General features: G+C 64.7%; 18 protein-coding genes. 8 read left to right on the top strand and 10 right to left on the bottom strand.

What is annotated here, in order from left to right; genetic code table 11:
• Positions 1 to 155: 155 nt before the first annotated feature.
• Entirely contained in the window at positions 156 to 2,453 is a 2,298-nt protein-coding gene (metE, locus tag B2W22_RS17805) for a 5-methyltetrahydropteroyltriglutamate--homocysteine S-methyltransferase (RefSeq protein WP_286939022.1), read from the bottom strand.
• Between the two features lie 184 nt (positions 2,454 to 2,637).
• Here metE and B2W22_RS17810 point away from each other — a divergent pair, with 184 nt between their 5' ends.
• Positions 2,638 to 3,555: a LysR family transcriptional regulator gene (locus B2W22_RS17810; RefSeq protein WP_175138779.1), complete on the top strand. Its 918-nt coding sequence runs from the start codon at positions 2,638 to 2,640 to the stop codon at positions 3,553 to 3,555.
• A gap of 78 nt (positions 3,556 to 3,633) precedes the next feature.
• Here B2W22_RS17810 and recX read toward each other — a convergent pair whose 3' ends face one another.
• Positions 3,634 to 4,362, bottom strand: coding sequence for a recombination regulator RecX (gene recX / locus B2W22_RS17815; RefSeq protein WP_286939025.1), 729 nt, complete (start codon positions 4,360 to 4,362; stop codon positions 3,634 to 3,636).
• Between the two features lie 161 nt (positions 4,363 to 4,523).
• Positions 4,524 to 5,585: a recombinase RecA gene (recA, locus tag B2W22_RS17820; protein ID WP_175124639.1), complete on the bottom strand. Its 1,062-nt coding sequence runs from the start codon at positions 5,583 to 5,585 to the stop codon at positions 4,524 to 4,526.
• A 225-nt stretch (positions 5,586 to 5,810) separates the two neighbouring features.
• On the opposite strand from recA, the gene B2W22_RS17825 reads away from it, so the two are divergent.
• The 3 genes from B2W22_RS17825 (at position 5,811) to B2W22_RS17835 (ending at position 9,846) form a co-directional block, all read left to right on the top strand.
• Positions 5,811 to 6,500, top strand: coding sequence for a response regulator transcription factor (locus B2W22_RS17825; protein ID WP_175124640.1), 690 nt, complete (start codon positions 5,811 to 5,813; stop codon positions 6,498 to 6,500).
• 112 nt (positions 6,501 to 6,612) lie between these two features.
• The gene (locus B2W22_RS17830) at positions 6,613 to 7,989 is read left to right on the top strand and encodes a sensor histidine kinase (protein WP_286939210.1); all 1,377 of its coding nucleotides are present in this window, start codon (positions 6,613 to 6,615) and stop codon (positions 7,987 to 7,989) included.
• A gap of 195 nt (positions 7,990 to 8,184) precedes the next feature.
• On the top strand, positions 8,185 to 9,846 hold the full coding sequence (locus tag B2W22_RS17835; RefSeq protein ID WP_414631984.1) for an MFS transporter: 1,662 nt from the start codon (positions 8,185 to 8,187) through the stop codon (positions 9,844 to 9,846).
• A gap of 400 nt (positions 9,847 to 10,246) precedes the next feature.
• Here B2W22_RS17835 and B2W22_RS17840 read toward each other — a convergent pair whose 3' ends face one another.
• Positions 10,247 to 10,456, bottom strand: a complete 210-nt coding sequence (locus tag B2W22_RS17840) for a hypothetical protein (RefSeq protein ID WP_056322527.1) — start codon at positions 10,454 to 10,456, stop codon at positions 10,247 to 10,249.
• 150 nt (positions 10,457 to 10,606) lie between these two features.
• On the opposite strand from B2W22_RS17840, the gene B2W22_RS17845 reads away from it, so the two are divergent.
• The gene (locus B2W22_RS17845; RefSeq protein ID WP_056567374.1) at positions 10,607 to 11,506 is read left to right on the top strand and encodes a recombination-associated protein RdgC; all 900 of its coding nucleotides are present in this window, start codon (positions 10,607 to 10,609) and stop codon (positions 11,504 to 11,506) included.
• Between the two features lie 53 nt (positions 11,507 to 11,559).
• Here B2W22_RS17845 and B2W22_RS17850 read toward each other — a convergent pair whose 3' ends face one another.
• From B2W22_RS17850 to B2W22_RS17870, 5 genes are all read right to left on the bottom strand, one after another.
• Complete coding sequence (locus B2W22_RS17850) at positions 11,560 to 13,035, bottom strand: diguanylate cyclase (protein WP_175138782.1); 1,476 nt, start codon at positions 13,033 to 13,035, stop codon at positions 11,560 to 11,562.
• A 125-nt stretch (positions 13,036 to 13,160) separates the two neighbouring features.
• Positions 13,161 to 14,453, bottom strand: a complete 1,293-nt coding sequence (locus B2W22_RS17855) for an aspartate carbamoyltransferase (protein ID WP_056322519.1) — start codon at positions 14,451 to 14,453, stop codon at positions 13,161 to 13,163.
• A gap of 99 nt (positions 14,454 to 14,552) precedes the next feature.
• Positions 14,553 to 14,963, bottom strand: coding sequence for a hypothetical protein (locus tag B2W22_RS17860; RefSeq protein WP_175124643.1), 411 nt, complete (start codon positions 14,961 to 14,963; stop codon positions 14,553 to 14,555).
• Between the two features lie 4 nt (positions 14,964 to 14,967).
• Positions 14,968 to 15,399, bottom strand: a complete 432-nt coding sequence (locus B2W22_RS17865; protein WP_175124644.1) for a BPTD_2524 family lipoprotein — start codon at positions 15,397 to 15,399, stop codon at positions 14,968 to 14,970.
• Positions 15,400 to 15,531: 132 nt separating this feature from the next.
• Entirely contained in the window at positions 15,532 to 15,666 is a 135-nt protein-coding gene (locus B2W22_RS17870; protein WP_105241420.1) for an entericidin A/B family lipoprotein, read from the bottom strand.
• Positions 15,667 to 15,850: 184 nt separating this feature from the next.
• On the opposite strand from B2W22_RS17870, the gene B2W22_RS17875 reads away from it, so the two are divergent.
• Both B2W22_RS17875 and B2W22_RS17880 read left to right on the top strand, forming a co-directional pair.
• A complete protein-coding gene (locus tag B2W22_RS17875) occupies positions 15,851 to 16,210 on the top strand; it encodes a hypothetical protein (RefSeq protein WP_175124645.1) in 360 nt (119 codons plus the stop codon).
• Between the two features lie 64 nt (positions 16,211 to 16,274).
• On the top strand, positions 16,275 to 16,679 hold the full coding sequence (locus B2W22_RS17880) for a hypothetical protein (RefSeq protein ID WP_175124646.1): 405 nt from the start codon (positions 16,275 to 16,277) through the stop codon (positions 16,677 to 16,679).
• A 50-nt stretch (positions 16,680 to 16,729) separates the two neighbouring features.
• Here B2W22_RS17880 and B2W22_RS17885 read toward each other — a convergent pair whose 3' ends face one another.
• Positions 16,730 to 17,965, bottom strand: a complete 1,236-nt coding sequence (locus B2W22_RS17885) for a TIGR03862 family flavoprotein (protein ID WP_286939031.1) — start codon at positions 17,963 to 17,965, stop codon at positions 16,730 to 16,732.
• A gap of 15 nt (positions 17,966 to 17,980) precedes the next feature.
• Between B2W22_RS17885 and B2W22_RS17890 the strand changes: the two genes are divergently transcribed.
• Complete coding sequence (locus B2W22_RS17890) at positions 17,981 to 18,268, top strand: hypothetical protein (protein WP_175138784.1); 288 nt, start codon at positions 17,981 to 17,983, stop codon at positions 18,266 to 18,268.
• Positions 18,269 to 18,270: the final 2 nt, after the last annotated feature.

The following is an 18,270-nucleotide window of genomic DNA, read 5'->3' on the forward strand; positions in this document are numbered from 1 at the left end:
GCATGCGCGGCGGCGGCCACTCGCGTTGGGCCGTCGCCAGATCGGCCCTGGATTCACCGTCGGTGGATCGCAAAAAACCCGGCGCGCGCAAGGGAGCACGGCCGGGCGGGGGAATGCGGCGCCCGGCGCCCGCGCGCCGGGGCTGGCCCATGGCTTCAGGCCGCGCAGCGCAGCGCGCGGGCCGCGTGGACCATGCCGATCAGTGCCGCCTCGGTTTCCGGCCAGGCACGCGTCTTCAGGCCGCAATCGGGGTTCACCCACAGGCGCTCCTTGGGCAGGCGGGCGGCAGCCTTGTTCATCAGGTCCACCATCCAGTCCACCTCGGGCACGTTGGGCGAGTGGATGTCGTACACACCGGGGCCGATGTCGTTCGGGTAACGGAAATCCTCGAACGCCTTGAGCAGTTCCATATTGGACCGCGACGTTTCGATCGTGATCACGTCAGCGTCCATGGCCGCGATGGATTCGATGATGTCGTTGAACTCCGAATAGCACATATGGGTGTGGATCTGCGTCTCGTCGCGCACGCCGGCGGTCGACAGGCGGAAGCAGTCCACGGCCCAGTCCAGGTACGCCTGCCAGTCGGCGCGGCGCAGCGGCAGGCCTTCGCGGATGGCGGGCTCGTCGATCTGGATGACGTTGATGCCGGCCGCTTCCAGGTCCACGACCTCGTCGCGCAGGGCCAGCGCAAGCTGGCGGCAGGTCTGTTCGCGCGGCTGGTCATCGCGCACGAACGACCATTGCAGGATGGTGACCGGGCCCGTCAGCATGCCCTTGACCGGCTTATCGGTCAGCGACTGCGCGTAGGACGACCAGCCGACCGTCATGGGCGCGGGGCGCGCCACGTCGCCGAAGATGATCGGCGGTTTCACGCAGCGCGAGCCGTAGCTCTGCACCCAGCCGTTCTTCGTGAAGGCGAAGCCGGCCAGCAGCTCGCCAAAATACTCCACCATGTCGTTGCGCTCGGGCTCGCCGTGCACCAGTACGTCCAGGCCCACCTTTTCCTGGAAGCGGATGACTTCCTCGATCTCCTTGCGGATGGCGGCTTCGTACGCGGAATCCGTCAGGGCGCCGGCCTTCCAGTCGCGGCGCAGCGCGCGGATTTCGGTGGTTTGCGGGAACGAGCCGATGGTCGTGGTGGGATAGGCAGGCAGCCCCAGCTGCTGCTGTTGGCGCGCGATGCGGCCGGCGAACGGCGCTCGGTCGCGCGACACGCCCGGGGCGGCAGCCATGCGCTGGGCCACGGCCGGATTGTGGATGCGCGCCGAAGCGCGTCGCGCGGCCAGTGCAGCGCGTTGCGCGGCCAGCCCATCCTGCACCGTCGGGTCCGTGGCGCTGTCGAGCGCGCGGCCCAGCAGGCTCAGCTCATCCAGCTTCTGGGCGGCAAAGGACAGCCAGCTCTTGAGTTCGGCGTCCAGATCCGTTTCGCTTTCCAGGTCGACCGGCACGTGCAGCAGCGAGCACGACGGCGCCAGCCACAGGCGGTCGCCCAATTGGCGCGCGACCGGAGCCAGCGTGGCGATGGCAGCGTCCAGGTCGGTGCGCCAGATGTTGCGGCCATTGATGATGCCCGCGGACAGCACCTGCCCGTCATTCAGGCCGGCGACCACCGCGGCCAGCTGCTCCGGCGCGCGCACCAGATCCACGTGCAAACCGGCCACCGGCAAGGCCTGCGCCGTCGGCAGGTTGTCCTTCAGACCATCGAAGTAGGTCGCGACGAGCAGCTTGACCGGGTTGGCGGACAGCGTTTCGTAAACCTGTTTGAACGCGTCGCGCCAGGCTTGCGGCAGATCGAGCGCCAGGATGGGCTCGTCGATCTGCACCCACTCGACGCCCAGCTTGGCAAAGCGCGCCAACACGTCCTGGTAGACCGGCAGCAGCGCCGTCAGAAGCTGCAGTTTGCCGGCATCGGCGGGGCCGCCGGAGAATGCGTCGCCCTTGCCCAGGAACAGCCAGGTCAGCGGGCCGGGAATGACCGGCTTGACCTGCAGACCCAGCACCTGCGCTTCCTTGACCTGTTCAAACAGGGTGTCGCGGGCAACGCGGAAGGTCTGGCCGGGCACCAGCTCGGGGACGATGTAGTGGTAGTTGGTATCGAACCACTTCGTCATTTCGCAGGCGGCGGCGGGCTTGCCCGACGGCGCGCGTCCGCGGCCCATGCGAAAGAGCGTGTCCAGCGAGACCGGCTCATTGTCCTTCTGACCGAAGCGCGCGGGCACCGCGCCGAGCAGGGTCGTCCATTCGAGGATCTGGTCGTACCACGCGAAATCGCCCACGGGCACAAGCTTGACGCCCGCCGCCGCCTGAAGGCGCCAATGGCGGGCGCGCAGTTCGCGGCCCGTTTCCTCCAATGCTGCGGCGGTTTGCTTGCCGGCCCAATAGCCTTCAACGGCCCGCTTGAGCTCGCGTTGGGCGCCAATGCGGGGGAATCCCAAATTATGAATCGTAGTCATGTGAACTCGCCATCCCACAAAATTTGTTCAAGTGACGAGCATTCTGACGCCAAATCAAAATGAATCAAAATCAATGTCTACATTCATAAGATGAAGAAACCTCATAGAATGTCGGCTTGGTCCCGGGAAGCTAGATTCGTCGCCGGGATGCCCTTGTAGTTTCGTCTTGTATGAAGCCGCCCCGATGCTGGAAATTCGCCACCTTGAAACACTGACCGCCATCCGTGACGGCGGCAGCCTGCAGGAAGCTGCAGAGCGCCTGCACCTGACTCAATCGGCGCTGTCGCATCAATTGCGGGACCTGGAAACCCGGCTGGGTACGCCCCTGTTGAATCGCCGCACGCGGCCGGCCCGGCTGACGACGGCGGGCTTGCGGGTACTGGCGCTGGCCGACGAGGTCTTGCCGCGCATCCGCGCCACGGAGCGCGATTTGCAGCGCCTGGCTGCAGGACGCACCGGCCGGCTGCACCTGGCGATCGACTGCCATTCCTGCTTTCAGTGGCTGATGCCGGCGCTGGACGCCTTCCGCGTGCAATGGCCGGATGTGGCGCTGGACCTGTCCGCGGCGTTCTCCTTCGCCCCCCTGCCCGCGCTGGTGCGCGGCGACCTGGACCTGGTCATCACGTCGGACCCGCAGCCGCTGGACGCAGTGGACTACCTGCCGCTATTCAAATATGAACTGGTGCTGGCCGTGTCCGAATCCAACCCGCTTGCCGGCAACAAATTCGTCATGCCGGAGCAGTTGGCGGACCAGACGCTGATCACCTATCCGGTGGACAAGCAGCGCCTGGACGTCTTTACCGCCTTCCTGGACCCGGCGGACGTGGAGCCGGCCGCCATCCGCAAGGCCGAGCTGACGCCGATCATTGCGCAACTGGTGGCGAGCAATCGCGGCGTGGCAGCCCTGCCCAATTGGGCGCTGACGGAATACATGAATCAGGGATGGCTGCGGCTTTGCCGCCTGGGCCCGCAAGGCGTGTGGCGCACGCTGTATGCGACGGTGCGCAGCGAAGACACGGACGCCTCTTACATCGATGAATTTCTGACCATTACCCGCGACGTCTGCTTCAAGACGCTGTCGGGCATCAAGTCGGCGAAGTGATCACGTAAGGGACAGCGGCGACTGCAGCGGCGCCGGCTGGGCCGACGCCCGCGGGAACAACGCCCGCCGCTCCCCGCGTCAGTCTTCGTCGCCCTCGCCCAGGATGCGCCGGATGACGTCGTGCGCGAAACCGCGGCTGGCCAGAAAGCGCGCCTGCTTTGCATAGACGGTGCGATCTTCGGGCTTGGCGCTGAAGCGCTTTTTCCAGACCTCAAGCGCCCGGTCGTATTCGGTGGCGCGAAGCTGGTCGCGCAATTCCGCCACCTGATTGTCGTCCACGCCGTGCTGGCGCAGTTCCTGCACGATGCGCGCCGCACCCTGCCGTGAGGCGCGTCGATGGACCAGGCTTTGGGCGAAGCGCTCGGTGGACAGCCAGCCCTCTTTCTCGAGCGCGTCGAGCACGGATTCGACTTCGGCTGCGTCTTCGGCATAAGCGGCCAGCTTGCGCGCCAGTTCTTCGCGCGCGTGTTCGCGCCGCGATAGATACCCCACTGCCCGCATCTTCAGCGACGGCCCCTTGCGGGCCGGCTTGCCATCAGACGTGGTTGCCTCGCCAGCGCTGTCGGCAGGGTCGGCGCGCCGGCCGCGCGCGGCGCCGCGTTGAGCGGAACTACGTTGCTCGGAACTGCGCTGCCACAGGCCGGCGGGTTCGACGCCATCGGCCGAATCGTCAGGCGCCGCGGCCTCGCGGGCCACCCGCGCATCGGACGTGCGCCGCAAGCCTTGCGGCTTGGCGACCGTTTCGAATTCGTCGTCCAACCTGGCGCGTTGGCGCTCGGCAGATGCGGGAGTCGATTTCCAGCTCATGCGCTTTCCTGCTTGCTAAACAAAACGGCAGGCCCAAGGGAAAAACGGCAGGCCCAAGAAAAAAACGGCAGGCCCAAGTGGCGCCTGCCGCGTTTCCCAGCCCAGACGGGCCGGCGAAGGGGCTAGCCCGAACCGCGGCGAGCCCAGTCGGATGCCCGAGATTACTCGGCGGTGTCTTCCGCCGTGGGCACGAATTCAGCGGCGCGGCTGACAATGCCCTGGTTTTCGCGGACGCGGTTTTCGATCTCGATGGCCATGTCCTTGTGTTCTTTCAGGTATTCGCGGACGTTGTCCTTGCCCTGGCCAATGCGGTTGCCGTTGTAGCTGTACCAGGCGCCCGACTTGTCGACGACGTTGGCGGCCACGCCCAGGTCGATGATTTCGCCTTCGCGCGAGATGCCCGCGCCGTACATGATGTCGAACTCAGCCTGCTTGAACGGCGGCGCCACCTTGTTCTTGACGACCTTGACGCGGGTTTCGTTGCCGACGACCTCGTCGCCCTTCTTGATGGAGCCAATGCGGCGGATGTCCAGACGCACGGATGCGTAGAACTTGAGCGCATTGCCGCCGGTGGTGGTTTCGGGGTTGCCGAACATGACGCCGATCTTCATGCGGATCTGGTTGATGAAGATGACCATGCAGTTGGTCTTCTTGATGGTGGCGGTCAGCTTGCGCAGGGCCTGGCTCATCAGGCGGGCCTGCAGGCCGGGCAGCGAATCGCCCATTTCGCCTTCGATTTCAGCCTTGGGAACCAGCGCGGCCACCGAGTCGACGACGATCAGGTCGACCGAGCCCGAGCGCACCAGCGCGTCGGTGATTTCCAGTGCCTGTTCGCCCGTGTCCGGTTGCGAGATCAGCAGGTCGGACAGATTGACGCCCAGCTTGGAGGCGTACTGGACATCCAGGGCGTGTTCGGCGTCGACGAAGGCGCAGGTGCCGCCCAGCTTTTGCATTTCGGCGACGACCTGCAGCGTGAGCGTGGTCTTGCCCGACGATTCCGGACCGTAGATTTCAACGACGCGGCCGCGCGGCAAGCCGCCGACGCCCAGCGCGATGTCCAGACCGAGCGAGCCCGTGGAAACCACCTGGATGTCGTGCGAGACCTCGTTGTCGCCGTAGCGCATGATCGAGCCCTTGCCGAACTGCTTTTCGATCTGCGAAAGTGCGGCGGCAAGCGCCTTGGCTTTTTCCGAAGCGGCGGCCTTGGTGGTTTTGTCGTCCATGAGGAGTCCTGTCTGTAACGTATCTGGAAGTCGGAAAACTGCGGGTCTGGCAATAAGGTTCAGATTATGGCATCGGATTGTACTGGACAAATAACCAGTGTGCCAGTTCTTTGCACGTATACCCTGAGTGGCAAGCCCGGCGGCGTGTGACAGAATCCGGAGCGATCCCGGTATTTTGCCCTTTTTCCGCCCCCGGGCCGCGGTGTTTCTTCCTAGCAGCAGCCCATGCGTATCCTGATCGCCGAAGACGACAGCATCCTGGCCGACGGCCTGTCCCGCTCGTTGCGCCACAACGGCTATGCCGTGGATGCCGTGCGCGATGGTCTTTCCGCCGATTCCGCGCTGGCCGCCCAGGCTTTCGACCTGCTCATCCTGGACCTCGGCCTGCCGCAACTGGCCGGACTTGAAGTGCTGCGCCGCCTGCGCGCCCGCAATTCCGCCCTGCCCGTCCTCATCCTGACCGCCGCCGACAGCATCGAACAGCGCGTCAAGGGCCTGGACCTGGGCGCCGACGACTATATGGCCAAGCCATTCGCGCTGTCAGAGCTCGAAGCCCGCGTGCGGGCGTTGACGCGACGCGGCGCGGGAGGCGGCGGCACCATGCTCAAGCATGGCAAGCTGCTCTTTGACCAGACCGGCCGCGTCGCCATCGTCGACGACCAGACGCTGGATCTGTCGGCGCGTGAGGTCAGCCTGCTCGAGATCCTGCTGACGCGCAGCGGCCGCATGGTCAGCAAGACCCAGCTCGTGGACCACCTGTGCGAATGGGGCGAGGAAGTCAGCACCAACGCCATCGAGGTCTATGTGCATCGCCTGCGCAAAAAGCTCGAGCCCAGCGGCGTGAAGATCGTCACCGTGCGCGGCCTGGGCTACTGTCTTGAGCGGGACCAGGGTGCGGCGTACCTCGCAAGCTGAGCCCGCTCCAGAGCCGCTCAACCAGGAAGCCCTGGACATCATGCAAGCCGGGTCCAAGGGCCCGAGTTTCGCGCCGCCGCAACGGTCGCTGCTGGGCGAGATCCTGGACTGGATGCTGGCGCCGCTGTTCCTTTTGTGGCCCATGAGTGTCGCCATCACCTACGTGGTGGCGCAGAACATCGCCAACGTGCCGTACGACCGGGCTCTGGCCAACAACCTGCACGTGCTGACGCGCCAGGTTCACGCGCAGGATGGCCGCGCGGTGCTGAAGATGACCGATGCCGCCCGCGACGTGCTGCGCGCCGACGAGACCGACAGCGTGTTCTGGCTGGCGCTGGGCAGCCGCGGCGAATACCTGGGCGGCGACCGCGCGCTGCCGCTGCCGACGACCGTGGGCCAGCCCCGCCCCGGCGAAGTCCAGTACGAAGACGACACGCTGCGCGGCTTTGGCATCCGGCTGGCCTTCGCCTGGGTGGACCTGCACCTGCCCGGCACGCAGCCCGCGCTGTTCATCGTGGCCGAGACCGTGGAAAAGCGCACGCAGCTCGCCAACGACATCATCAAGGGCGTGATCATTCCGCAGTTCGTGGTGCTGCCCATCGCCGTGCTGCTCGTCTGGTTCGGCCTGTCGCGCGGCGTGGCGCCGTTGAATGCGCTGCAGCAGCGGCTGCGCGCACGCCGGCCCGACGACCTCTCGCCCATCGACGAACGCGCCGCGCCTTCCGAGATTGCCCCGCTGGTCGCGGCCATGAACGACCTGCTGGACCGCCTGTCCGCCAACGTGCAGGCGCAGCGCCGTTTCGTGGCCGACGCGGCGCACCAGTTGAAGACGCCCCTGGCGGGATTGCGCACACAGGCTGAACTGGCGCTGCGGGACGCCAGTCCCGAGGAAATGCAATCCAGCCTGCGCCAGCTCGTGACCGGTTCTGAGCGCGCAACCCGGCTCGTCAATCAGTTGCTGCTGCTGGCCCGGGCTGAAAATCCCAGCGCGATCGGCCTGACACGCACGGACATCAACGCCATCGCTTACGAGCAGACCATGCACTGGGTGCCGCTGGCGCTGTCGCTCAGCACAGATCTGGGGTTCGAAGGCTCGGACACGCCTGTCGAGATCAATGGCAATCCGCTGCTGCTGGCCGAGCTGCTGAACAACCTGGTCGACAACGCGCTGCGCTACACCCCGCGCGGCGGCCATATCACCGTGCGCGTGCTGCAAGCGGACGGCCAAGGCATCCTGGAAGTCGAGGACTCCGGACCGGGCATTGCGCCCGACGAACGCGAGCGCGTGTTCGACCGCTTCTACCGCGTGCTGGGCACGTCATCCGACGGCAGCGGCCTGGGCCTGGCCATCGTGCGCGAAATCACGCAGAAGCATCAGGCGAGCGTCGAAATCGGCGACCATCCCACCGAACACTCCGACTTGCCAGGCACCCGCATCCGTGTCGTTTTTCCCCTCTACACGCCGCCATCCGAGACGTCCGACAGCTAAGGACTATCCCTAGCCTTCCCCGGCGCGTTTACTGTTTGTTTCAATTTTAAGATTCAAGTAAGGGTCACGTCAGAACCTCGTCAGCCTCGGCCCCCAATGTGGCGATAGCTCGATGTCGGTCTCGCCGACGGAGGGTCAAGCACGGCGGAAAACCGCCGGCCTAAAAAACGAGGAGACATCATGAGCACAACTACCATGGCAGGCCGCGGTCCATCCGCGGATCCGCGTCCGATGACCAAGGAGGAGCGCAAGGTCATCTTCGCGTCTTCACTCGGCACGGTGTTCGAGTGGTATGACTTCTATCTGTACGGCTCGCTCGCAGCCATCATTGCCCAACACTTTTTCTCCGGCGTGAACCCGACCGCGGGCTTCATCTTCGCGCTGCTGGCCTTCGCGGCCGGTTTCGCGGTGCGGCCGTTCGGCGCGCTGGTGTTCGGCCGGCTGGGCGACCTGGTCGGACGTAAATACACCTTCCTGGTCACGATCGTGATCATGGGCCTGTCCACGTTCCTCGTCGGCATCCTGCCCAGCTACGCGAGCATCGGCCTGGCCGCTCCCGCCATCCTGATCGTCCTGCGCCTCTTGCAAGGCCTGGCGCTCGGCGGCGAGTACGGCGGCGCGGCAACCTATGTTGCCGAACACGCCCCGCACGGCCGCCGCGGCTTCTATACGTCCTGGATTCAAACCACCGCGACGCTGGGGCTGTTCCTGTCGCTGCTGGTCATCCTGGGCATCCGCACGTTCATGGGCGAAGACGACTTCAAGGCCTGGGGCTGGCGCATTCCGTTCCTGATCTCGGTCGTGCTGCTGGGCATCTCGGTCTGGATCCGGCTGCAGCTGAACGAATCCCCCACCTTCAAGCGCATGAAGGAAGAAGGCAAGGGTTCGAAGGCGCCGATCGCCGAATCGTTCGGCCAATGGAAGAACCTGAAGGTCGTGCTCCTGGCGCTGCTGGGCTTGACCGCCGGCCAGGCCGTAGTCTGGTACACGGGTCAGTTCTACGCCCTGTTCTTCCTGACGCAGACGCTGAAGGTCGACGCCAACACCGCGAACATCCTGATCGCCATCGCGCTGCTGCTGGGCACGCCGTTCTTCGTGATCTTCGGCGCGCTGTCCGACAGGATCGGCCGCAAGCCCATCATCATGGCGGGCTGCCTGATCGCTGCCGCGACCTACTTCCCGATCTTCCAGGGCCTCACGCACTTCGCCAACCCGGCGTTGGAAAAGGCGCAGGCGTCCGCTCCGGTCACCGTGATCGCGGACCCCAGCACTTGCTCGTTCCAGTTCAACCCCGTGGGCACCGCGTCGTTCACCAGCTCTTGCGACGTGATCAAGTCGTTCATGGCCCGCAACTCGGTGAACTACCGCAACGAAGCGGCTCCGGCCGGTTCGGTGGCCCGCGTCAAGATCGGCAACGAAGAGTTCACCTCGTTCGACGGCCGCTCGCTGGCGCCCGCCGAGTTCAAGGCCAAGGTTGCTGAACTCGACAAGACGCTGACCGCATCCATCCGCAGCCACGGCTACCCGGCCAAGGCCGATCCGGCCCAGACCAACAACGTGATGGTTGTGGTGCTGCTGACGATCCTGGTGCTGTACGTGACCATGGTGTACGGCCCGATCGCCGCCATGCTGGTGGAAATGTTCCCGACGCGCATCCGCTACACGTCGATGAGCCTGCCCTACCACATCGGCAACGGCTGGTTCGGCGGCTTCCTGCCTCCCGTCGCGTTCGCGGTGGTGGCTGCCACCGGCAACATCTACGACGGCCTGTGGTATCCGATCATCATCGCGGTCATGACCCTGGTCATCGGCACGCTGTTCGTGCGCGAATCCAAGGACAACGACATCAACGCCTGATAGACCATCCCCCGCCGGGCGGGACTGCTGCGCCTGCCCGGCCTTTCAAAAGCTCCTTATGGGAGCTTTTTTTTTATTCGCACTTTCAGGACCATGTCAGACCGGCGCCAGTAGACTGAGCGCTCAGATTACGGCCTTGCGCAAGATTGCCTGACGATTGATCCCCCTGTCAGACGATTGCAGGGTTGCTCTTCTGACACCGATGCCGCGTTCCCCGCGAGCCTTTTATGACGCGGCATTGTGTGCTCCCGTACCGGCCCGACTCTTTATTGAGCCGGGCCGCTTTTTTTTGTGGCCGCGGATCGTGCAACCGCTCGCGCCAAGACAAAGGGCGGCCGCAATGCGACCGCCCTCTTCATGCCTTTCGATGGCACACGGCCGGCCTTGCGGCCGGCGCGGATCAACGACGCATGCCCACGCCGATCGCGACCACACCCGCCACGATCGCGGCAATGCCTGCCCACGTCGGGATGGGAACCGACTTCTCGGTTTCCGCGGTGGCCTTCACGGATCCGATCTGCAGGACCGTTTCCTCGGACTTGTAGCTGAAGCCCTTGTAGGCCAAGGCAACCACGCCCAGGACAATCAGGATCGCGCCAATGATTTTCATGTATTTACTCCAATCTCACGTTGGTGCGCGGGACATTACCGGATAGGCTGATCGCTGTCAGTGACAGAACGTGTCGCCTGTTGCGGGCGTACTCAGCCCCTTCGGCAAAGCCGCCGTGTCGTATAGAATCAACCCTTTTGGCCGACGCTCATGTGGTTCAAGAACCTCAAGATTTACCGCCTCTCCTCGCCCTGGACCCTGACCGGCGATCAGCTTGAAGACACGCTGGCAAAGCATGCATACCAGTCCGGCAACAACCTCGAAATGCAAAGCCTGGGCTGGGTGCCCCCGCGCGAGAACGGCGGTCTGGCCCACGAAGTCAATGGCCAGATCCTGCTCAGCCTGCGCGCCGAAAAGAAGCTTCTGCCGGGCACCGTAATCAACCAGGTCGCCAAGGCGCGCGCCCAGGAAATCGAAGAGCAGCAAGGGTACAAGCCGGGCCGCAAGCAGATGAAGGAAATCAAGGAGCGCGTCACCGACGAGCTTCTGCCGCGCGCCTTCAGCGTCTATCGCGACACGCGCGTGTGGATCGACCCGAAGAACAACTGGCTCGTCATTGACGCGGCTGCGTCGGCCAAGGCCGACGAAGTCATCGGCCTGCTGGCCAAGTGCGTCGATCCCTTCCCGCTGGAAAACCTGTACGTCGCCCAATCGCCAGCGTCGGCCATGACCGGCTGGCTGGCCGAGGACGAAGCGCCCAGCAACTTCACCATCGACCAGGACACCGAGCTGCGCTCGTCCGGCGAAAGCGGCGCGGCCATTCGCTACGTCAAGCACTCCATCGACGCCGACGACGTGCGCCGCCACATCCAGTCCGGCAAGCAGTGCACGCGCCTGGCCATGACCTGGGCCGACCGCGTGTCGTTCGTCCTGACCGAAGGCCTGGACGTCAAGCGCGTGGCGCCGCTGGACGTACTGAAGGAAGGCAACGAAGGCGTCGCCGCGAATGACGACGAAAAGTTCGATTCCGACATGATGCTGATGACCGGCGAGCTGGCCAAGATGATGGCCGAGCTGGTCGAGGCGCTGGGCGGCGAAAAGAAGATCTAAGCCTTCTTACCTGCATCGACAACAAGGGCTGCCCCTGACGGAGCAGCCCTTTTTCATGCCTCGACGCTGCGGTCGCGGCCGGCCTGCTTGGCCTTGTACAACGCCTTGTCGGCGCGATCGATCAGATACGCGTAATCGGGATGGCCATCGAAGGTCGCCACGCCGATGCTGGCCGTCACCTGCAGCGCGCCCGCCTCGGCAAGCATGAAGCGGTGCCGGCGGATCTCGGCGTTGAGCTTTTCGGCAGCGGCCAGCGCGGCGCCGAGTCCCGTATCCACCAGCACGACCAGAAATTCCTCGCCGCCATAACGGAACACGAAGTCGCTGGAACGACAGGTCTGATGGACGACCTCGGCGAACTGGCGCAGGATCTGGTCACCGCCCGCGTGGCCATGCGCATCGTTGATGGCCTTGAAGTGATCGATATCCAGCAGCAGCACCGAAAAACTCGACCGCTGACGCTGGGCCAGCGAGATCTCACGGCCGATGACGGACGGCAGGAATCGCCGGTTCAGCACGTTGGTGAGCGGATCGCTGCCGCTTTCGATCTCGGCCACCATGTCGAACAGGCCGTTGAGCAGATGCTTGATCCGCGCCACCAGCTCTTGCAGTTCACGAACCTGGTCGGGCAGCGATTCCTGTTCGTGGCCGCTGCCTTGCATCATCCGCGGCAGCACCGTGTCATCCAGGCGCGCCACGGCCTCCGTGATCTGGCGTAGCGCCGGCGCGCTTTCAAAGAGCACCGCGCCCTTGTGCTGCAGCCACAGACCGAACTCCGAGGCTGCCAGACGCGGCAGCGCCTGCTCTGGCGTCCGGTAATGCAGGCCGATCAGCACCGCCTGACTCCACTCCAGCAACGCGGCGCGTTGGCGCTCCCGTTCGGTCGAGATGTTCTGCCCCAGCGCGAAGAGGCGATAGGCCTCGTCGTTGCGCGCGCCGCGGTTGATGTCGCGCATGAACGCGCGGCTCATCTGCTCGATCGCCAGATCGAACAGGTTGCAGACGTATTGCGTGGCCACCGATGTCGCCATGCCATCCAGACCGCTTGCGCGCAGACGCTGCGCAATCTCGTTCTTCAGGATGCGGGCGCCTGCCATCACCAGATGGATCGGAATGTGGACGCGCGCATGGACCTCGCCGACCTTTTTCTGCGTGGCCAACAGCACGTCGATGTCGCCCTGGTCGCGCACACACAGCAGGCCCTTCAGCCAATGCGTCATGCCGCGATGCAGGCGGGTCGACACGATTTCATGCGAGAGCCGCGGGCCGGCCTCGGCATCGGCGAGCAAGGTGGAATAGAAGGCGTCGACGAGCTGCGTGGCGTGGTCCGACACTACCGCCGCAACCTTGCCGCGCGTATCGGCGTCGACCGATTGATAGACCGCCTCCCAGGCCTGCGCGTTGGATGCGCTCAGGTAGCAATCGTGGCCGCCGGCCGCGTTTGCGGGGGCCGCCTCTGCGGGGGCCGCCTTTGCGGGGGCCGCCTTTGCGGTGGCTGCAGGAGGAACACCGGTACTGCTCGAAGACATAAGCTCATCCGCCCAAGAACGGCGTGCGCGCCTGGCAGCGGCGCGCGCCCGAAAAACCAGCGCGGATTATGCTTGAATTCACCGCGGCGGGGCCGCGCTTGCGGCGCCGCCAAGAACCGTTGACGTCAATCCAGGCCGTGGAAGACCGAATCGTCGGGACCGACATGCGACGGATGCTGCCACGTCACATCACGCAGCGAATGCTGCACCAGCCCTTCCACCCCCAGCAGCACGGCGAAGATCGCCATGCGGATGGGAATGCCGTTATCGGTCTGGCGGAAGATGGCCAGACGCGGATCGTGGTTGAGGTCCACGCTGAGGTCGTTGGCGCCCGGGCGGCTGTCGCGCGGCAGCGGGTGCATCACGATGGTCTCGGGGCTGCAATAGGCGTCGATGATGGCGCGGTTGACCTGGAAGTCCGGCGTGTAGCCTTCGTTCTCTTCGTTGGCGAAGCGCTCCTTCTGAACGCGCGTCGCGTAGATGACGTCGGCGCCGGCCAGGCCTTCGGCCAGCGAAGACTTCTGTTCGATGATGTTGCCGTTGCGGCTGGCCTGCTCGACGATGTAGGTCGGCATCTCCAGGCCCTTGGGCGAGATCAGCGAGAACTTCACGTTCTTGTACAGCGCCATCAGCTTGATGAGCGAATGCACGGTGCGGCCGTATTTCAGGTCGCCGACCATCGCAATGTGCGCGCCGTCCAGCAACTTACCCAGGCGCGAGAACTCGGTCAGGATGGTGTACAGGTCCAGCAGCGCCTGGCTGGGGTGTTCGCCCGGGCCGTCGCCGCCGTTGACCACGGGAATGTTCGTGGCGCGCGCAAATTCCGCCACCGAGCCTTGGTCGGGGTGGCGGATGACCATCGCGTCCACATAGCCGCTCATGACGCGGCTGGTGTCGTAGATGGACTCGCCCTTGGCCATCGACGAGAACGTGAAACCGGTGGTGTCGCACACCGAGCCGCCCAGGCGGCAGAAGGCGGAACCGAAGCTGACGCGGGTGCGGGTGCTGGCCTCGAAGAAAAGGTTGCCCAGCACGGCGCCTTCCAGCACGCGCGAGACCTTCTGACGGCGCGCGATGGGCTGCATCATGTCGGCCACGCGGAACAGGTCTTCGACGGAGTCGCGGGTGAACTGATCCACCGACAGAAGCTGGTTCTTGCCTTCAACGGCGATGCGATCACGCAAGGGACCGTCTTGTACGCTTTGCGTATATTTTTCCAGCAGCACACCGTTTTGCACGATTTCGCTGACGAAGCGCTGCACAACTTCCGGCATGGCGCGGAATTCCTGTGAACCTTCAGGCAGAAGCCAGGTATCAAGCGCCCGGCGCTTGACGCCAATGCGCGTGGCAAACACGTCGCGGGTGAGGTTGAGGCGGCGCATGGCGTCGCGCAGAAAGGCTTGCTGGGAGATGCTCATGACGGGCCCCAAAAAGAGGATTTATATACGCAGTGCGCATATTATTCCGACCATCTACACAAGTCCAATATTTTTGCGCATACGGGTTTACCCGCGCTTTTATCGCTGAGCGTAGGCCGCCGCCTGTGGTGTCGCCGTCACGGCCTGTCCGGCCGCGAACCAGCACGCCGCGCAGAAAGCCAGCATGCTGGCCACGAAGCAAATCAGCGCCAGCAATTGCGCGGGCCAGTGGCCTCGCGTCAGATGGCCGCTGTAGCCTTGCCGCAACAGGCTGACCTGCGCCAGGTACGCAAACGCCACCCCCAGGCCTGCCAGCACCAGGCCAGCCAGGAAAAACAACAGGGGAATCTGCAGATCGGGCGCGGCGATATCCGGCCCCACGATGCCCAATGTGAACCCGACCAGGATCAGGGCGGCACCGCCATTCAACCATCCCAGAAAACGAAACGCGCCGGCCAGCAGCGCGAACGACGTGCCGTTTGCGCGGAGCTGCTGGGCGCGGGCGTCCATGGTATTAGCCGCCGGTCGCGCTACGGCACGTCGGCGTCGCGCTCTGTATCGACTTGCGCGCCGCCGCGATCTCGGCCTCGTCCCAGCGCCCTTCGCCCAGCACCGTCACGGTCACCTTGGAGGTGGCGGGACCATCGGCCTCCGCGGAAATCAGCTCGAGCACGGTTGCCGGCTGGCCGACCTTGTAAAGCTGGATTTCGTCCGGCGCGCCCTTCTCGCCAAGGCTATGGCGCCAGGCATAAGAGACGCCATAAGGATGGCTGACCTGCGTATGGCACGCGCGCACGTATTCGCCGGCACGGCGGAATGCCGCCTGATAATTGGTGTCGACGCTGAAGGTTTCCTTCTTTGCCGTTTCCGACTCGTAGACCCCGGTGCTGGCGCATCCGGCCAACGTGGCCGCCAACGTGACAGCCACCCATACAGACTTGCGCATGATTCTTCCCGCCATTGCTATTCGGACTTTCGCGATTATGCCAGCGGCTGCAAAAAGGCCACGCCGAAAGTGCCCAAGTGCGGCACTTCCTGCGTGGCCTTGCGCCGTCATGACGGCAAAGGGCCTGATGCCCTACCGCTTTTCCGCGGCCCCTTCGATCTTTTCTCCGCCCCGCTGAATATCTTTACCGGCCCCGGCGACGGTGTTGCACCCCGCCGTCAGCGCAGCAATCGATAGCATCATGACGAGAAAGACTTTGTTCTTCATAAACATCTCCTGTCTGGGCATGGAAAAAACCGAACCCAGCATACCTCAAAGGCCGCCTCGGTGACACAAGCCGGTCACGTGTAACAACACCGACAAAAAACCGTCACCACCCTTACGCGCCGGTGACACTTGCGACGCATTCTCGCCTGTCGCGTATTTGCCGCCAATGGATTAGGATGCGCACATGACGAAGAAACAAGCATCACAATCCGCTGGCGCCAGCCCGCAAGGCTGGGGCTGGGAACAGCCCCAGTGCCGCGGACAGGCCGCCCTGGCGCTGTTCATCGACGACCTGCATCGCATCTTGCAGACCCATGCCGCCGGCAAGCTGGCGGATAGCAGCACGCTGGCGGACGCGCAGGCCCAGGTCAATGAATTGCTGGCGCGGTACAACGAAATTTCTGCCGCTCCGGAAATTTTTCTGGGGCAGTCAGTCGAACTCAAAGAAGGCATCGACCGCAGCGGCGTAGCGCATACGGTGCCGATTTTTTCGCCGCGCCTGAAGCAGTCGCTGGTGTCGATGCTGGGACAAGGTCCGGGATGACAACCCGGCAAGCGGCCCGGCTGGCGATCGCAGAGTACAGCCCCCAAAGGAAGGAGACTACAAGATGAGCACGGACAACGTTGTTGAGTTTCTCCGCCTGCTGTCCCTGGACGTCACGCTGGGCACCGCTGCCCAGCACGCCGCGAGCCAGGCAGACGCGCCGCTGGCCCTGGCCCGCTTGGCAACCTCACACGGTCTGCCGTGCAACGCTTCGGATTGGTCTTCCTTTGCACGCAACTGCCTGGACAACCTCGACCTGACCGAGGGCGACACGGGCATGGCGAACGCCACGATCTGGCAGCTGGTGCAGGATCCCGCCCACGGGACCACCATTCCCGCCAGCGCCATCACCCGTGTGATCGGCATCATCTCGCAGCCCGAAGGCGAGCCGCCGGTGGTTGGTCACGTCGTCAGCGATCTGGCGCCCCGCGCGCCGATGAGCATGGCGCCGCATCCGACGGGCTCCTGATCTTCCGGGGCTCGCAGCCCACTCAGCGCTGCGAGTTCAGGACAGACCTTTCAAGCCTGTCCCTTCAAAAAATCAACCACGCAGGCCGCGCCGCATGCGCCGCTGGCCATGCAGGCGGTCAGCAGGTAGCCGCCCGTCGGCGCCTCCCAATCCAGCATTTCCCCCACACAGAAAACGCCGGGCACGGCTTTGAGCATCAGCCCGGCCGTGAGTCCCTGGAACGCCACCCCGCCCGCCGTGCTGATCGCTTCGTCGATCGGGCGAGCTCGCCGCAACGTCAACGGCAAGGCCTTGATCCGCTGACCCAGGCGCTCGGGGTCCTTGAAGTCTTCGGCGCTGGCGCATTCCCGCAGCAAGCCCGCCTTCACCCCCGTCAGTCCCAGCCGGCTTTGCAGATGGCTTGACATCGAGCGGGCGCCGCGCGGATGCGTCACCGCCGCCATCACCTTTGCGTGCGGCCAGTCCGGTGCAAGATCCAGCATGGCCACGGCGCTGCCATCGGCCTCGATTTGGTCGCGCAGGGTTGCGGACAATGCATAGACGAGACTACCTTCAATGCCCGCTTCGGACACGACGAATTCGCCCTGACGGCCAGGCCCGCCGCAGGACATGGCCACCGACTTGACCGGCTGGCCGGCAAAGCGGCTGCGAAAATGATCGGACCAGTCCACGTCGAACCCGCAGTTGGCGGGCCGCAATGGCGCAACCGGCACGCCGTGCGCCTGCAGATCCGGCACCCAGGCGCCATCGGATCCCAGCTTGGCCCAACTGCCGCCGCCCAGCGCCAGCACGACCGCATCCGCTGCATGGCGCGCTTCACCGTCGGGCGTCGCAAAGCGCAGCAAATCCACACCGGGATTGTCGCCACGCCAGCCAAGCCAGCGATGTCGCATATGAAACCGCACGCCCTGTCCGCGCAGCCGGGCAAGCCAGGCCCGCAACAGGGGCGCCGCCTTCATCTCCTGTGGAAACACCCGGCCCGACGAGCCCACGAATGTCTGGATACCCAACGCATGCGCCCAATTGCGCAGACCGGCGCCGTCCATCGTCTGCAGCCATGGCTGCACGAACGGGGCGCCGTCGCCAAAGCGGGCAAGGAAAGGCTCGGCGGGCTCGCTGTGCGTCAAGTTCAGGCCGCCCCTTCCCGCCATCAGGAATTTGCGTCCCACCGAGGGCATGGCGTCGAAGACGTCTACCTGCGCCCCGGCCTCGCTCAGCCTTTCCGCCGCCATGAGACCGGCGGGGCCGCCCCCGATGACGGCAACGCGTTTGGCGGACAGGCTCATGGCGCCGTCGCCTTCATGACAGGACGCGAGCGGGAAAAGGCGGAAAGCATGCGGGAGAAGTCGGAAGAAAAAGGGACGAAAGCACGGCGCAGCCATGGGACGCAGATTGTCTCACGGCGTCAGTGGGCTTCCCACGAGCGCGCGTCGCATCTGCGCGTTCCAGTGTCCCGAAAGGCTCGCAGCGGCCATTTCTTGACCGCAGGCGCCAAGCCTATGTTTTTGCTGGAAAAATCCGATATACGCAGCAGCTATCCCAAGGGTTTTCCACAATCCCTGTGGGTAACTGCCGCGTTCTGGGGATGACG

This window comes from Achromobacter sp. UBA4530 (assembly GCF_002388205.1).
In the GTDB taxonomy this organism is placed as follows: domain Bacteria; phylum Pseudomonadota; class Gammaproteobacteria; order Burkholderiales; family Burkholderiaceae_B; genus Achromobacter; species Achromobacter animicus.

Coding starts and splice junctions, on each gene's coding strand:
- metE (WP_286939022.1), bottom strand. CDS start 2,453: ATGACTACGATTCATAATTTGGGATTCCCCCGCATTGGCGCCCAACGC.
- B2W22_RS17810 (WP_175138779.1), top strand. CDS start 2,638: ATGCTGGAAATTCGCCACCTTGAAACACTGACCGCCATCCGTGACGGC.
- recX (WP_286939025.1), bottom strand. CDS start 4,362: ATGAGCTGGAAATCGACTCCCGCATCTGCCGAGCGCCAACGCGCCAGG.
- recA (WP_175124639.1), bottom strand. CDS start 5,585: ATGGACGACAAAACCACCAAGGCCGCCGCTTCGGAAAAAGCCAAGGCG.
- B2W22_RS17825 (WP_175124640.1), top strand. CDS start 5,811: ATGCGTATCCTGATCGCCGAAGACGACAGCATCCTGGCCGACGGCCTG.
- B2W22_RS17830 (WP_286939210.1), top strand. CDS start 6,613: ATGCTGGCGCCGCTGTTCCTTTTGTGGCCCATGAGTGTCGCCATCACC.
- B2W22_RS17835 (WP_414631984.1), top strand. CDS start 8,185: ATGGCAGGCCGCGGTCCATCCGCGGATCCGCGTCCGATGACCAAGGAG.
- B2W22_RS17840 (WP_056322527.1), bottom strand. CDS start 10,456: ATGAAAATCATTGGCGCGATCCTGATTGTCCTGGGCGTGGTTGCCTTG.
- B2W22_RS17845 (WP_056567374.1), top strand. CDS start 10,607: ATGTGGTTCAAGAACCTCAAGATTTACCGCCTCTCCTCGCCCTGGACC.
- B2W22_RS17850 (WP_175138782.1), bottom strand. CDS start 13,035: ATGTCTTCGAGCAGTACCGGTGTTCCTCCTGCAGCCACCGCAAAGGCG.
- B2W22_RS17855 (WP_056322519.1), bottom strand. CDS start 14,453: ATGAGCATCTCCCAGCAAGCCTTTCTGCGCGACGCCATGCGCCGCCTC.
- B2W22_RS17860 (WP_175124643.1), bottom strand. CDS start 14,963: ATGGACGCCCGCGCCCAGCAGCTCCGCGCAAACGGCACGTCGTTCGCG.
- B2W22_RS17865 (WP_175124644.1), bottom strand. CDS start 15,399: ATGCGCAAGTCTGTATGGGTGGCTGTCACGTTGGCGGCCACGTTGGCC.
- B2W22_RS17870 (WP_105241420.1), bottom strand. CDS start 15,666: ATGAAGAACAAAGTCTTTCTCGTCATGATGCTATCGATTGCTGCGCTG.
- B2W22_RS17875 (WP_175124645.1), top strand. CDS start 15,851: ATGACGAAGAAACAAGCATCACAATCCGCTGGCGCCAGCCCGCAAGGC.
- B2W22_RS17880 (WP_175124646.1), top strand. CDS start 16,275: ATGAGCACGGACAACGTTGTTGAGTTTCTCCGCCTGCTGTCCCTGGAC.
- B2W22_RS17885 (WP_286939031.1), bottom strand. CDS start 17,965: ATGAGCCTGTCCGCCAAACGCGTTGCCGTCATCGGGGGCGGCCCCGCC.
- B2W22_RS17890 (WP_175138784.1), top strand. CDS start 17,981: ATGACAGGACGCGAGCGGGAAAAGGCGGAAAGCATGCGGGAGAAGTCG.